Below are 14,104 nucleotides of genomic sequence, written 5' to 3'. Positions count from 1 at the left end.
GGTGAATCAGCAACATTTTCGTTGACTGACACACCGCTTTCGCGAGCAAGCCCGCTCCCACAGGTTTTGTGCGTTGGCAAAAGCTGACACGATCGTCAGGAGCGCAATAACCAGCAGGCAGTCCGTTAGAGGCGGGTTGCGTTGCGTCTTACATATGCAGGCATCCTTGCTGGCGTACGCCTTCAGTGTATTCGCAATCCTCTACTAGCCTTCCATCGCTGTTCCAGTATTGGCTGATGCCGTGGAGCTTGTTGTCTTGATATTGGACGGACGAACGAGGCTTGCCATCTTCAGCCCAAGTCCGAACGTGACCCTGTAACTGTCCGTCTTTGTAAGTCTCTTGCCTTTTAAGCTGGCCGTTTTCGTGCCACTGCTTGAAATCCCCGTGTTTGCGTTTGCGTTCGTCCCATTGCCATTCGGTTGTTTTGATGCCCTGCTCGTTCCAGAGCGCGTAGCTGCGCTGAGTCCCACGCTGATGGGACTCCTTTCTTTTGGTCCTGCCATTGGGATGGTATTCGACTACCCAGCCATCGGACTTACCGTTGAGCACGTTCCGAGACAGCTGGAGCGCGCCATTCTCAAAATAGATAGGGCTGAAGCCTTGAGCTTTGCCGCGAACAAAGACTACGCGGCTCCTCAGCTGACCGTTCGGGTAATACGTCAGGGCCGGTCCATCCCATACGCCAGCTTTATAGCTGGTTCGGCCAATCACTCTCTGATTTTCGTCATATTCAAGATACTCACCATCCTCCAGCGTACCTTGACGCCATTTGAAGGATTCGGCGATTTTGCCGTTGTCGTGATAGGTGGTTTGCCAACCGTCCAGCTCATTGTTCAGGTGATTTTCTCGTTGGATGATCACGCCGTCTCGGGAGTAGGTCAGCGATTCTCCCTGGCGTAGGCCATCTCGATCATTTTGGTAGCGATGGTGTAGCTGCCCGGTTGGATAATAGGCTTTGGCTTCGAATACGGGGCGGCTTGAAGCGAAATCTTCCGCATTTACGAAGTAGTCGTAGCGCAGAGCTCGGGAGTTGACGTAAAAAACTTCCGCCCGCCATGCCTGGCGTTTGCTGTCGTAAGGCATAGGCATTTCCAGGTAATAAGCCGCGAGACTTTTTCCCGTTGGTTTATAGTCCTCATCCAGAAAAAGCTTTCCGTCGACCAGCGTAGCGGTCAGCTCGCCGCATTCTTCGGGGTACAGGGGCGGACTTTTTCAAGAAAAGCGCGTTTGCGTTCGCAGTTTGAAAGCGTCAAGAGAAGAGGGGTTTTCTGGTCTATAAGATCCTGAACTTCGCCAAGTGCCCGCCGAAACGATTCATCTGGCACCCCTATGGATTCAGGGGTGAGGTAAACCTCGTTGCTCCCGCAGGAGTGAGGTGTAGAGAGGGTCAGGCGTGCTGCGGCTCTTAACTGCATTACGGAGTGGCCGTTAACCTCTGGACCTTTTGCCAGGTACGTGGCGCGAGGATTCATCGCTGTTATGACCGAAGGGTGATCAGGTCGTGATTCTGCATTGAGAGGAGCGGTAAAAACGAGTAGTGCTGCGTTGAGCGCCTTCCAGGAAATGAGCTGCATCCTGCTTCTTCCATGTGATTTTCAGGGTGCGAATCATATAGAGCAGAAGCGGGGCTGAGGGCTGGTAAAACACACGGACACAAAAAAGCCCCGCTTTTGAGGGCGGGGCTTTTTACTAAAGCAAGGACAAGTTAGATAACTTGAACTTCTTCAGCTTGCATGCCTTTCTGACCGCGGGTAGCGATGAAAGAAACCTGTTGGCCTTCTTTCAGGCTTTTGAAGCCGTCGGATTGGATAGCTTTGAAGTGAACGAACAGGTCGTCACCGGATTGTGGGGTGATGAAGCCGAAGCCTTTTTCATCGTTGAACCACTTAACGGTACCGGTTTGGCGATTAGACATGGTGTAACTCCTTGAACAAAGATAACTGCGACTCAGGAAGAACCCTGGCCGAGACTGAGTGCAAAGAGCAGGAAAAATTCTTGTAGATGGTTGGATCGAAATTCAACATATCGTGTAGAGATTCTCAGTGACACAAGCAACACAGTGGCGCCACCTTAACCCTTTTTCCAGAATGTGCCAATGGTCTTTGCGAAGGTTTCTCTTATTTGGTGACTGACGGCGCGGGCGATGGCCGGCAGGACCCGGAAATCAAGGTGGATCGGCGAGATTTGCGTGACGCGCTTTGAACCCTGCCCCGCGCCCCGGTAAGATGCCGGACGTATTTTTTCCACCTCGCTATTTCAGGAAACCGCCATGAGCATCAAATCGGACAAGTGGATTCGCCGCATGGCGCAAGAGCACGGCATGATCGAGCCCTTCGTCGAGCGCCAGATGCGTGGCGAAGGCGCCGACCGGCTGATCTCCTTCGGCGTCTCCAGCTACGGCTACGACGTGCGCTGCGCCGATGAATTCAAGGTGTTCACCAACATCAACTCGGCCACGGTCGACCCGAAGAACTTCGACGAGAAGAGCTTCGTCGACGTCAAGAGCGACGTGTGCATCATCCCGCCGAACTCCTTCGCCCTGGCCCGCACCGTCGAGTACTTCCGCATTCCGCGCAATGTGCTGACCATTTGCCTGGGCAAGAGCACCTACGCCCGTTGCGGCATCATCGTCAACGTCACGCCGCTGGAACCCGAGTGGGAAGGCCACGTGACCCTGGAGTTCTCCAACACCACGACCCTGCCGGCAAAAATCTACGCCAACGAAGGCGTGGCGCAAATGCTGTTCCTTGAGTCCGACGAAGAATGCGAAGTGTCCTACAAGGACCGTGGCGGCAAGTACCAGGGACAGCGCGGCGTGACCCTGCCGCGTACCTGAATCTGACGAGCTGTTGGAATTCCTGGGCGGGCAGGCACTCTATGGGGTGTACTGCCCGTTTTTTTTTGCGTCAGCGCAGCGGGCCCTCGCTCAGGAGTTGCTCTATGAAGATCGATCCGCGAATCAGTGCCGAACTGGCAAGGCTTGAGCCCAATCAGATCGGCGTCATGGCTTGGTCATTGCTGGCCCATCCTGCCGAAGCGGCGGGCGGCATCCCCGGCCAGCCCGATCCCGACACGCCTAACGAACAGCCTACCGAACCTGGCGAACCCACCCTGCCGGACGAGCCGCCTCCTGCGCCGGTGGCATGAAATCAGCTGCAAGTTACAAGCTGCAAGCTGCAAGTTGGCGCATGTAGCTTGGCTTGAAGCTTGAAGCTTGAAGCTTTCAGTTCACAGGCCATATTTCGTTATCGCCAATGACAAAAATTCTGCAATCGCTGTCCTGATCGACTCGATAGCCGCCCGTGAACGCACCGAAGGCCGGTAGCAGGCTGATCTCGCTACCCAGGCGGAAACAGGCCAGGCGCAGCCGTTGTCGGCCCTTGCCACTCAGGTGATAGACCGGGTGTACGTGACCGGCCAGCACATGGCGGCTGGCGTGCGGGGTGGGCTCGTGTTGCACGGCGAACGGGCCCAGCAGCAGCGGCTCCGGTACGACGCGAATATTCAGCTCCGGCGGTGGGTCGCCGGCGCGCTTGTCATGGTTGCCGCGAATCAGCGTCATGGCCAGGTGCGAATTTCGCGCACGCCAATCGGAAAGGGCCTTCAGGGTGCCGGGCGCGTGAGAACCCGGGCCGTGGAGAAAATCCCCGAGAAAAATCAGCTGTCGACACGCCAGGCTGGCCAGTAACCCATCCAGCACCGCGATGTTGCTGGCGGTGGTGCCGTGGGGCACCGGTTGCCCGAGGCTGCGATAGGCGGCGGCCTTGCCAAAATGAACGTCGGCCACCATCAAGGTTTCCTGGGCGGGCCAGTACAGGGCTTTTTCCGGGAGCAGCCAGAGTTCTTCCCCAGCGAGGTTGACGGGATAAGGCGCTGGCATCAGGCGTCACCGCGATCGGCGGTCTTTTCCAACTCGTTGACCATCCGCCGGATGCGGTCGGCGAGTTTTTCCGAACTCATGCTTTCCCGGAACCGCTCCACCAGCAGCGGGAAGCCGAGCGGGGTGGGGCGCTTGATCCTGTGCAGGTCCAGCTTCAAGGTATTGAGGCGTTGCAAAGTCTGCTCCAAACGATTGATATCCAATTCCTCACGCAAGACTTCCTCCCCGGCCTGGGCCAGCAAGAGATTGTCGGCGTCGTATTGCTTGAACACTTGGAAGAACAAGCCACTGGAGGCCTGGACTTGCCGGGTGCTTTTTGGCGCACCGGGGTAGCCGGCGAAGACCAGCCCGGCGATCCGGGCGATTTCGCGAAAGCGCCTGAGGGCCAGTTCCCCAGCGTTCAAGCTGGCGAGCACGTCGGCCAGCAGGTGATCGACGCTCAGCAGGCCCGGGGTCAGGACGTGCGACCAATCCACCGCCGTGGCGCTGAGCAGTTCCAGGCCGTAGTCGTTGACCGCAATGGAAAACGTCACCGGCTGTTGCCGACTGACGCGCCAGGCCAGCAGGCTGGCCAGGCCCAGATGAACCTGGCGCCCGGCAAACGGGTAGAGAAACAAGTGCCAGCCTTCCCGGGACTTGAGGGATTCGGCCAGCAGGGTGTGTTGCGTGGGCAAACCGGACCAGCGTTCCTGCGTCGTCAGCAAGGGCTGCACGGCCTGCATCTCCGGCCCCTCGAAGCGGCCGGCGGCGGCTTCGCTCAAACGGGCCACGACAGCGGCCGCCAATTCGCTGGAGAGTGGCATGCGCCCGCCGTTCCAGCGCGGCACGGCGGCCTTTTTGGCCTGGCTGCGCCGCACGTAGGCGGTCATGTCTTCGATCCGGACCAATTCCAGCAGCCGCCCGGCGAACAGGAAACCGTCACCGGGGCGCAGGCGAGCGATGAAACCTTCCTCGACGCTGCCCAGGGTCTTGCCGCCGCCGCCCTTGCTCCAGAATTTCAATTGCAGGCTGGCATCGCTGACGATGGTGCCAATGCTCATGCGGTGGCGCCGGGCCAGGCGCGCATCGGGGACTCGCCAGATCCCGTGTTCGTCCGGCTCGACGCGTCGGTAATCGGGGTAGGCGGTCAGTGACAAACCGCCATGGCGTACAAAGGCCAGGGCCCAGGCCCATTCAGCCGGGTTGAGGTCGCGATAGGCCCAGGCTCCCCGCACCTCCGTGAACAGCTCGTCGGGAACGAAGCCGCCGCCCAGGGCCATGCTCACCAAATGCTGCACCAGGACATCCAGCGGTTTGTGGGGTGACAGGCGAGGTTCGATGCGCCGTTGGGCCACCGCGTCCTGGGCGGCAGCGGCTTCGATCAATTCCAGGCTGTGGGTCGGCACCAGCGTCACCCGTGAAGTCCGCCCCGGTGCGTGGCCGGAGCGCCCGGCCCGCTGCATCAGCCGCGCCACACCCTTGGCCGAGCCGATCTGCAGCACCCGTTCCACCGGCAGGAAATCCACCCCCAGGTCCAGGCTCGACGTGCAGACCACCGCTTTGAGCTGGCCGTCCTTCAACGCACGCTCCACCCAATCCCGGGTGTCGCGGGACAGCGAGCTATGGTGCAGGGCGATCAGCCCGGCCCAGTCGGGCCTTGCTTCGAGGATGGCCTGATACCAGATTTCCGATTGCGCCCGGGTATTGGTGAAGACCAGGCAACTGCGACTGGCGTCGATTTCGGCGACGACCTTGGGCAGCATCTTCAGGCCGATGTGCCCAGCCCATGGGAAACGTTCGAGGGCCGGAGGCAGCAGCGTGTCGACCTGCAGCGCCTTGCCGTTGGCGCCCTGAACGCTGGCGCCGTTGCCTTGCGGGATCAACACCTGCTCGGCGTGGGCCTGGTTGCCCAGGGTTGCGGACACGCCCCAAACGATGAGTTCGGGGTGCCAGTGCCGCAAGCGGGCCAGGGCCAGTTGCAGTTGCACGCCCCGTTTGTTGCCGAGCAACTCGTGCCATTCATCCACGACCACCATGCGCAGGGTCGAGACGGCAGCGTGCGCGTCGGCTCGGGCGAGCATCAGGGTCAGGCTTTCGGGCGTGGTGATCAGCGCGGTGGGCAGGCGCCGGCCCTGGCGGGCGCGTTCACTGGGGCTCGTGTCGCCGGTGCGCAGGCCGACACTCCACGGCAGTTGCAGGTCTGCCAGGGGCGCTTCGAGGGCTTTGCCGGTGTCGGCCGCCAAAGCGCGCATCGGTGTGATCCACAGGACTGTCAGCGGTTCGGCTGGCGGCTTGCGTTTGCGCGGTTTGTCCGGCGGCGGTGTCGAGCGGGCGAAGCGGTTGAGGGCGGCAAACCACACGGCGTAGGTCTTGCCGGCACCGGTGCTGGCATGCAACAGCCCGGACTCCCCACGCTTGACCGCGGCCCATACTTGCTTTTGAAAGGCGAATGGCTTCCAGCCGCGGGCATCGAACCACTGTTTCGCGAAATTGTTGGATGTCGCCATGCCTGCCGCGTGCGCCCTGAAGGTCCTCTTCCAGTGACCACGGCGAGATGCGAAAGGTTTTATCCAGGACATCGGGGCAAGCGTGCTTCTGTGGCGAGGGAGCTTGCTCCCGCTGGAGGCGCAGCCTGCCTCCTGCAGTACGTCTTCCAGATGCAGGGGGCCGCTTCGCAGCCCAGCGGGAGCAAGCTCCCTCGCCACAAAAGCAGCGCCTGGCGCCTCCTTTTAAGGGGAGGCCGAGGTCTATTTCAGATTGCCACTGAGAAACTGCTTGAGCCGTTCGCTGGTGGGATTGCCCAGCACGTCTTCCGGCGCGCCTTCCTCTTCCACCAGGCCCTGGTGCAGGAACAGCACCTGGTTCGAGACCTTGCGGGCGAAGCTCATTTCGTGGGTCACCATGATCATGGTCCGGCCTTCTTCAGCCAGGCCCTGGATCACTTTCAGCACTTCGCCCACCAACTCCGGGTCCAGTGCCGAGGTGGGTTCGTCGAACAGCATCACCTCCGGCTCCATTGCCAGCGCACGGGCAATGGCCACCCGCTGTTGCTGGCCGCCGGAGAGGAACGCCGGGTACTGCTCGGCGACCCGCGCCGGCAGGCCGACCTTGTCGAGGTAACGTCGGGCACGGTCGTCGGCTTCCTGCTTGCTCACCCCCAGCACCCGGCGCGGCGCCATGGTGATGTTTTCCAGCACGGTCATGTGGCTCCACAGGTTGAAGTGCTGGAACACCATGGCCAGGCGCGTGCGGATACGTTGCAGTTCGTCGGCGTCGGCCACGTGCATGCCGTGGCGGTCCTTGATCATCTGGATTGACTGACCGTCCAGGGTCATGGCGCCATCGTTGGGTTGTTCCAGGAAGTTGATGCAGCGCAGGAAGGTACTCTTGCCCGAGCCGCTGGCACCGATGAGACTGATGACGTCGCCGGTCTTGGCCTTGAGCGAAACGCCCTTGAGCACTTCATGTTCGCCATAGCTTTTATGCAGGCCTTCGATGGTCAGTTTGTACATGGAGCATGCATCCTCAAGGCGAAAGTAGGTAGCCGCTGCGGTAGGCCTCGGTGCCGGCGACATGGGCGATCACCATGCCGGCCGTGGCCATGCGGCGCAGCGAACGGGCGTACAGCAGCCCGGCGTTACGGCAATGAACGGGGGTGACGGTATCGTTGACCGGGTCGATGATTTCCGCGATCAGTTGCCCCGCCTCCAGGTATTCGCCGGGCAAGGCGCTGTAGACCAGCAACCCGCCCACAGGCGTCGCCACCGGCTCGACCGCGGCCAGCGGCGTGGCCGGGTAGGGCAGTTCGGGCATGGGCATCGGTTCGCCGTCGATGGCGCCGAAGCGGATCAAGTACTCGATCAAGGCCTGGCAGTCGAGGCTCGCCAAGCCGTGATTGACGTCGCCCTGGCCGCGCAACTCCACGGTGACCGAAAAACTGCCCAAGGGAATCTCGAAGCGGTCGCCGAAGCGTTCCTTGAGCTGCCACCAGAGCAGGGTGAAGCACTCATCGAACGACTGGCCACCCGAATCGGTTGCCAGCAGGCTGGCTTCGGCACCGATGTAGCGGGCCAGCGGCTCGACCTGGGGCCAGGCTTCGGGCGTGGTGTAGAGGTGGGCCACGGCTTCGAAGTCGCAATGCAGGTCCAGCACCATGTCGGCGTCGCAAGCCAGTCGCTGCAGGGCCAGGCGCAGGGACTGCAATTGCGTGCCAGGGGTTTGCCGGGCGAGGGCATCGCGCAGGCTGGTGCGGATCAGCATCAGGTTGTGCTGCGGATCGTCGGTGAGCAGGTCCTGGATCTCGTTGCCGATCTCCTCGCTCAGGTCGACGAAGCGGCGGTTGAAGTTCTGCCCGCTCTCGGTTTCGTAGCGGCCCAGGGGCACGTCCATCAGCACTTGTTCAAGGCCGATGGGGTTGGCGACGGGCACCAGCACGATCTCGTGCCGCAGGTGGCCCGACGCCTCGAGCTCGGCCAGGCGTTGCTTGAGATGCCAGGCGACCAGCATGCCCGGCAGTTCATCGGCGTGCAGGGACGCCTGGATGTAGATTTTGCCGACGGCATTTTCCGGGCCGAAGTGGAAGCTGTGGATCTTGCGCGCTGTCCCCGGTACCGGGGCCAGCAGGTCATGGATCTGATGGCGCATGTGCGTGTGTGTCCTGGAACAAAAGCCTTAGTGGGTCGGCCCGAGGAAGGCCAGCCATCGGCGTTCGGCGAGGCGGAAGAGGCCTACCAGCGCAAAGGTGACAGTCAGGTAGATCAACGCGGCGATCCCGAACGACTGGAACGTCAGGAACGTCGCCGAGTTGGCATCCCGGGCGACTTTCAGCACGTCTGGAACGGTAGCGGTGAATGCCACGGTCGTCGAGTGCAGCATCAAGATGACTTCGTTGCTGTAGTACGGCAGCGAGCGGCGCAGGGCCGACGGCATGATCACGTAGGCATACAGTTTCCAACCGGTCAGGCCGTAGGCCTTGGCCGCTTCCACTTCGCCATGGTTCATGCTGCGAATCGCCCCGGCGAAAATTTCCGTGGTGTAGGCGCAGGTGTTCAAGGCGAAGGCCAGGATCGTGCAGTTCATCGCATCGCGAAAGAAGCTGTCGAGCATGGGCTGGGCGCGCACCGCCTCGATGCTGTAGATGCCGGTGTAGCAGATCAGCAGTTGGATATAGAGCGGCGTGCCCCGGAACAGGTAGGTGTAGAACTGCACGGGCCAGCGGACGTAGAACTTGGGGGAAACCCGGGCGATGGACAGCGGGATCGACACCACGAAGCCGATCAGCAGCGAGGCGCTGAGCAGCCACAGGGTCATCGCCAGGCCGGTGATGTTGACGCCGTCGCTGTAGAGAAACGGCCGCCAGTATTCTTGCAGGAGTTCGATCATCGCACCGCCTCCCGGGCGCCGGCGGCGTAGCGGCGTTCAAGCCAGCGCAGGATGAAGTTGGACGCGCTGGTGATCAGCAGGTAGATCAATGCCGCCAGCACCAGGAAGTAAAACAGCTGGTAGGTGCTCTTGCCCGCGTCCTGGGCCGCCTTGACCAGGTCGGCCAGGCCGATGATCGACACCAGCGCGGTGGCCTTGAGCATCACCATCCAGTTGTTGCCGATACCCGGCAAGGCAAAGCGCATCATTTGTGGAAAGACAACGTAGCGAAAGCGCTGGCCACGCTTGAGGCCATAGGCCGTGGCGGCTTCGACCTGGCCGCGGGGGACCGCGAGGATCGCGCCGCGAAAGGTTTCGGTGAAGTACGCGCCGTAGATGAAGCCGAGGGTAATCACCCCGGCGCCGAATGGGTTGATCTCGATGTATTCCCATTCCATGAAGTCGGTAAACGAGGTCAGCCAGGTTTGCAGGCTGTAGAAAATCAGCAGCATCAGCACCAGGTCCGGCACGCCGCGGATCAGCGTGGTGTAGAGCTGGGCGGGGATTCGCAGCAGTTTGACGCGGGACAGCTTGGCGCTGGCGCCCAGCAGGCCGAGCAGGACGCTCAGCAACAAGGACAGGGCCGACAGCTTGATGGTCATCCAGGTGCCTTGCATCAGCAGCGGGCCAAAGCCCTGCAGGCTGAAGGCCGAAAGCCCCAGACTTTGTAGGAATTGTTCGAACATGGACGTTGCCTTTGGCTGAAAAAAGACGCCCACCCTAGATCGGGTGGGCGCCGCGCATTATTTGCCGCTGTACAGATTCAGGTCGCCAAAGTGTTTTTTCTGGATCTCGGCGTATTTGCCGTCGTCGTGTAACGCTTTGATACCTTTATCCAAAAGGGCCTTCAGCTCTTTGTTACCTTTCTTGATACCGATGGCGGTCTTGGATGGCAGCAGTTCGCTGTCCACTGGCTTGCTGACTTCGTAGCCTTCACCTTTTGGCGACTTCAGGAAACCCAGCTCAGCCTGGAGCATGTCCTGGATCGCGGCGTCGAGGCGGCCTGAGGTCAGGTCGGCGTAGACCTGGTCCTGGTTCTGATAGGCCTGGGTCTTGACGCCAGCCTTGTCCAGCACGGCCTTGGCGTAGGCTTCCTGGATGGTGCCTTGCTCGTAGCCGACGGTCTTGCCTTTGAGCGAGGCAACGTCTTCGCTCAGGCCCGAGCCCTTCTTAAAGACATAGGCCGTTGGGCCGGAGAACAGCTCGCTGGAGAAGTCGATGGCTTTTTCACGGGCCGGGGTCACGGTCATGGAGGAGATCACGCCGTCGAATTTATTGGCCTTCAGGCCCGGGATCATGCCGTCGAAATCGCTTTCAACCCATTTGCATTTGACCTTCAGTTCTTCGCAGATCGCATTGCCCAGGTCGATGTCGAAACCCACCAGGCTGCCGTCGGCGGCCTTGGACTCGAACGGAGCGTAGGAAGGGTCGACACCAAAACGCAGTTCCTTGTATTCCTTGGCCGTGGCAACGCCAGCGGCCATGCACAACGCCAGTGCAGAAAGGGTCAGCAGTGCTTTTTTCATTATTGAGTCCCTAAAACCAATTTGAGCGCTTGTGGCGCGTAAGATTGTTACCGGTGAAGGTCTGAACGGTATGACGGCATAAAGGTAGCAATTTCCGCACCATAGTGCCGAACAGGTGTTTTAAAAGCACGGGTGGCGGAAGACGGAACGCGATGGTGCGCGAGGCTGAGCGTACATCAAAAAGCGCACCGGGATGGAGCGTGCGTCGTCTCGATTGCGGTCTTTGTGGCGAGGGAGCTTGCTCCCGCTGGAGGCGCAGCCTCCCACGCGGTGTGACATACAGAACCAGAGGGCCGCTTCGCGCTGGAGCGCCAGCCCGGCCCAGCGGGAGCAAGCTCCCTCGCCACAGAGGGAGCGGTGTTATTTCAGCAGGTCCTGGAGCGTTGCCAATGTGTCGGCTTCGTCGACGCTCTTGTCCTGGCGCCAGCGCAGCATCCGCGGAAAGCGCACGGCGATCCCGCTCTTGTGGCGCTTGGACAGGGCGATGCCTTCGAAGCCCAGTTCGAACACCAGGGTGGGCGTGACGCTGCTCACCGGGCCGAACTTCTCCACGGTGGTCTTGCGCACGATGCTGTCGACCTGGCGCATCTCGGCATCGGTCAGGCCTGAATAGGCCTTGGCGAACGGCACGAGGGTGCGTTCGCGACTGCCCGGCGGGTTGTCCCACACGGCGAAGGTGTAGTCGCTGTACAGGCTGGCGCGCCGACCGTGGCCGCGCTGGGCGTAGATCAGCACCGCGTCGACGCTGAACGGGTCGATCTTCCATTTCCACCACACGCCCATGTCCTTGGTCCGGCCAACGCCGTACAGCGCGTTGCGGGCCTTGAGCATCATGCCTTCGACACCGAGGCTGCGAGAGGCTTCGCGCTGCCGGGCGAGGTCGAGCCAGTCCTGACCGGTGACGATGGGTGAGGGCAACAACACCGGGCTGTGGATACGGGCGATCAGCGCCTCCAGTTGTTCGCGCCGCTCGGCTTGGGGGCGGCTGCGCCAGTCCTCGCCTTGCCATTCCAGCAGGTCGTAGGCCATCACCACCACGGGGGCGTCGTCGAGAATTTTCTTGCCCAGGGTCTTGCGCCCGATGCGCTGCTGCAACAGGGCGAAGGGCTGCACTGCCGGTTGCAGCGGTGCGTCGGGGTCGAAGGCGTCCTCGGTGACTGACTGCGGGGCTTTCCAGACCACGATTTCACCATCGATCACCGTGCCGTCAGGCAGCGCCTGGGCCAATGAATGCAATTCCGGAAAACGTTCAGTGACCAAGTCCTCGCCTCGGGACCAGACCCACAAATGGTCGTCGCGCTTGATCACCTGGGCGCGGATCCCATCCCATTTCCACTCCACCTGCCAGTCACTGGCGGGCCCCAGCAACGCGTCGAATTGCGCCACGGGCGCGGACAACCCATGGGCCAGGAAAAACGGATAAGGCTGGCCGCCGCGCTGGGCATGTTCATCGTCGGATTCGGCGGCGATCAGCTTGAGGTAGCTGGCCGCCGTGGGGCGATGGGACAGATCGGTGTAGCCCACCAGTCGCTGGGCCACCCGTTTGCTGTCCAGCCCGGCCATGCTCGCCAGGGCCCGGGTCACCAAGAGCTTGGACACGCCGACGCGGAAACTGCCGGTGATGAGTTTGATGCAGAGCATCAGGCTCGGTCGGTCGAGCTGCGCCCATAGCGCCGGAAGCCGTTCAGCCAGGACTTCAGGCGATTCACCGCGCAACGGCAGCAGTTTCTCCTCGACCCACAGCGCCAGGCCTTCATCGGAGCTGTGGGGCGATTCAGGCAAGACTAACGAAATGGTTTCGGCCAGGTCGCCCACGGCCTGATAACTTTCCTCGAACAGCCAGAGCGACAACCCGCAGACCTGGACCGCCAAATCCCGGAGGATTTTTACCGGCACCAACTGTCGCGGACGCCCACCGGAGAGGAAATACACGGCCCAGGCGGCATCTTCCGGCGGTGCCTTGCTGAAGTAATCTTGCATGGCGGCAAGCTTGGCGTTGCTGGACGTGGTGGCGTCCAGTTCGGCGTACAGCTCGGCGAAGGCTTTCATGACGCCGCCTCGCCGCTGTCGACAGCGGTGGCGAGGTCTTCTTCATCGTCGCCGTACTCCGTGGTGAACCCCTGGGCGTCGAGGCCTTGCTCGCAGAGGTGGCGCACCAACACGGCGACCGACCCGTGGGTGACCATCACCCGCTCGGCGCCGGTCTGTTCAATGGCCCAGAGCAGGCCAGGCCAGTCGGCGTGATCGGACAGCACGAAACCCCGGTCCACGCCGCGTCGCCGACGCGTACCGCGCAGGCGCATCCAGCCACTGGCGAAGGCATCGCTGTAGTCGCCGAAGCGGCGCATCCAGCTGCTGCCGCCGGCAGAGGGCGGGGCGATGACCAGCGCCTGGCCCATGATTGGATCGTTCTTTTTGAAATCGCCGGCGTAGAGCGTCGGTGGCAGGTGAACGCCTGCCTCGCGATAGACCCGGTTCAGCGGTTCCACCGCGCCGTGGGCGAGGATCGGTCCGAGGCTTTCATCGATGCCGTGAAGAATCCGCTGGGCCTTGCCGAAGGAATAGCAGAACAACACGCTGGCCCGGCCGGCGGCAATGTTTGCGCGCCACCACTGGTTGATCTCCTCGAAAATCTGCGCCTGGGGTTGCCAACGATAGATCGGCAGGCCGAAGGTCGATTCGGTGATGAAGGTATGGCACTTCACCGGTTCGAACGGCGCGCAGGTGCCGTCAGGCTCGACTTTGTAGTCCCCCGACGCCACCCAGACCTCGCCTTGGTACTCCAGCCGCACCTGGGCCGAGCCCAGGACGTGGCCGGCGGGGTGAAAACTCAAGGTTACGCCGTGGTGTTGCAGGCGTTCGCCGTAGGGCAGGGTTTGCAGGTTGATGTCCTGGCCCAGGCGGGAACGCAGGATGCCTTCGCCGGGTGCCGCCGCCAGGTAGTGTTGGTTGCCGCTGCGGGCATGGTCGCCGTGGGCGTGGGTGATGACCGAGCGTTCCACCGCGCGCCACGGGTCGATGTAGAAATCCCCGGGCGGGCAGTACAAGCCTTCGGGGCGGGCAATGACAAGATCCATGCAGTCACCGGAGCGATGGGCTTGTCAGGTAGAGGCGAGGGCGGGGGGAGAAGTTCTATCGGGTTTTCGGGGTGGATCCACTGAACCCGTGGCGAGGGAGCTTGCTCCCGCTCGGCTGCGCAGCAGTCGTAAACCGGTTGATGCGGTCTGCTTGTAGACATGCAGGGGCCTGCTTCGCAGCCCAGCGGGAGCAAGCTCCCTCGCCACAAATCCTGTCTCC

At 61.7% G+C, this 14,104-nt stretch carries 14 protein-coding genes; 2 read left to right on the top strand and 12 right to left on the bottom strand.

Going from position 1 to position 14,104, the window contains the following annotated elements; genetic code table 11:
* Nucleotides 1–148: 148 nt before the first annotated feature.
* From HU767_RS21930 to HU767_RS21925, 3 genes are all read right to left on the bottom strand, one after another.
* Nucleotides 149–1,084: a toxin-antitoxin system YwqK family antitoxin gene (locus tag HU767_RS21930; RefSeq protein ID WP_238349508.1), complete on the bottom strand. Its 936-nt coding sequence runs from the start codon at nt 1,082–1,084 to the stop codon at nt 149–151.
* An 89-nt stretch (nt 1,085–1,173) separates the two neighbouring features.
* On the bottom strand, nt 1,174–1,575 hold the full coding sequence (locus HU767_RS28915; protein ID WP_238349507.1) for a hypothetical protein: 402 nt from the start codon (nt 1,573–1,575) through the stop codon (nt 1,174–1,176).
* Nucleotides 1,576–1,706: 131 nt separating this feature from the next.
* Nucleotides 1,707–1,916 (bottom strand): cold-shock protein, encoded by a 210-nt coding sequence (locus tag HU767_RS21925; protein WP_002554837.1) that lies wholly within the window; start codon nt 1,914–1,916, stop codon nt 1,707–1,709.
* Between the two features lie 354 nt (nt 1,917–2,270).
* Between HU767_RS21925 and dcd the strand changes: the two genes are divergently transcribed.
* The gene (gene dcd, locus HU767_RS21920; RefSeq protein WP_003184751.1) at nt 2,271–2,837 is read left to right on the top strand and encodes a dCTP deaminase; all 567 of its coding nucleotides are present in this window, start codon (nt 2,271–2,273) and stop codon (nt 2,835–2,837) included.
* Nucleotides 2,838–2,941: 104 nt separating this feature from the next.
* On the top strand, nt 2,942–3,148 hold the full coding sequence (locus HU767_RS21915) for a hypothetical protein (RefSeq protein ID WP_041022879.1): 207 nt from the start codon (nt 2,942–2,944) through the stop codon (nt 3,146–3,148).
* A 76-nt stretch (nt 3,149–3,224) separates the two neighbouring features.
* Here the strand turns inward: HU767_RS21915 and pdeM are convergent, their stop codons facing one another.
* The 9 genes from pdeM to HU767_RS21870 form a co-directional block, all read right to left on the bottom strand.
* Nucleotides 3,225–3,881 (bottom strand): ligase-associated DNA damage response endonuclease PdeM, encoded by a 657-nt coding sequence (gene pdeM, locus HU767_RS21910; RefSeq protein WP_186730448.1) that lies wholly within the window; start codon nt 3,879–3,881, stop codon nt 3,225–3,227.
* Entirely contained in the window at nt 3,881–6,367 is a 2,487-nt protein-coding gene (locus HU767_RS21905) for a ligase-associated DNA damage response DEXH box helicase (RefSeq protein WP_186730447.1), read from the bottom strand. Before HU767_RS21905 ends, pdeM begins: the two co-directional genes overlap by 1 nt.
* Nucleotides 6,368–6,607: 240 nt before the next feature.
* Nucleotides 6,608–7,372 carry an ATP-binding cassette domain-containing protein gene (locus HU767_RS21900; protein ID WP_186708405.1) on the bottom strand — a complete coding sequence of 255 codons (765 nt, stop codon included), beginning with the start codon at nt 7,370–7,372 and terminating at the stop codon, nt 6,608–6,610.
* 13 nt (nt 7,373–7,385) lie between these two features.
* Complete coding sequence (locus HU767_RS21895; protein ID WP_186708407.1) at nt 7,386–8,504, bottom strand: succinylglutamate desuccinylase/aspartoacylase family protein; 1,119 nt, start codon at nt 8,502–8,504, stop codon at nt 7,386–7,388.
* A gap of 27 nt (nt 8,505–8,531) precedes the next feature.
* Complete coding sequence (locus tag HU767_RS21890) at nt 8,532–9,242, bottom strand: ABC transporter permease (RefSeq protein WP_053118991.1); 711 nt, start codon at nt 9,240–9,242, stop codon at nt 8,532–8,534.
* Nucleotides 9,239–9,967: an ABC transporter permease gene (locus HU767_RS21885; protein ID WP_053118993.1), complete on the bottom strand. Its 729-nt coding sequence runs from the start codon at nt 9,965–9,967 to the stop codon at nt 9,239–9,241. Before HU767_RS21885 ends, HU767_RS21890 begins: the two co-directional genes overlap by 4 nt.
* A 57-nt stretch (nt 9,968–10,024) precedes the next feature.
* The gene (locus HU767_RS21880; RefSeq protein ID WP_186730446.1) at nt 10,025–10,807 is read right to left on the bottom strand and encodes a transporter substrate-binding domain-containing protein; all 783 of its coding nucleotides are present in this window, start codon (nt 10,805–10,807) and stop codon (nt 10,025–10,027) included.
* A gap of 360 nt (nt 10,808–11,167) precedes the next feature.
* A complete protein-coding gene (locus tag HU767_RS21875) occupies nt 11,168–12,856 on the bottom strand; it encodes an ATP-dependent DNA ligase (RefSeq protein ID WP_186730445.1) in 1,689 nt (562 codons plus the stop codon).
* Nucleotides 12,853–13,884 carry a ligase-associated DNA damage response exonuclease gene (locus HU767_RS21870; RefSeq protein ID WP_186708413.1) on the bottom strand — a complete coding sequence of 344 codons (1,032 nt, stop codon included), beginning with the start codon at nt 13,882–13,884 and terminating at the stop codon, nt 12,853–12,855. The genes HU767_RS21875 and HU767_RS21870 overlap by 4 nt, the downstream gene beginning before the upstream one ends.
* Between the last annotated feature and the right edge of the window lie 220 nt (nt 13,885–14,104).

Source organism: Pseudomonas sp. SWRI179 (assembly GCF_014268705.1).
Lineage (GTDB): Bacteria > Pseudomonadota > Gammaproteobacteria > Pseudomonadales > Pseudomonadaceae > Aquipseudomonas > Aquipseudomonas zanjanensis.
This window is presented reverse-complemented; position numbering and strand designations above follow the sequence as displayed.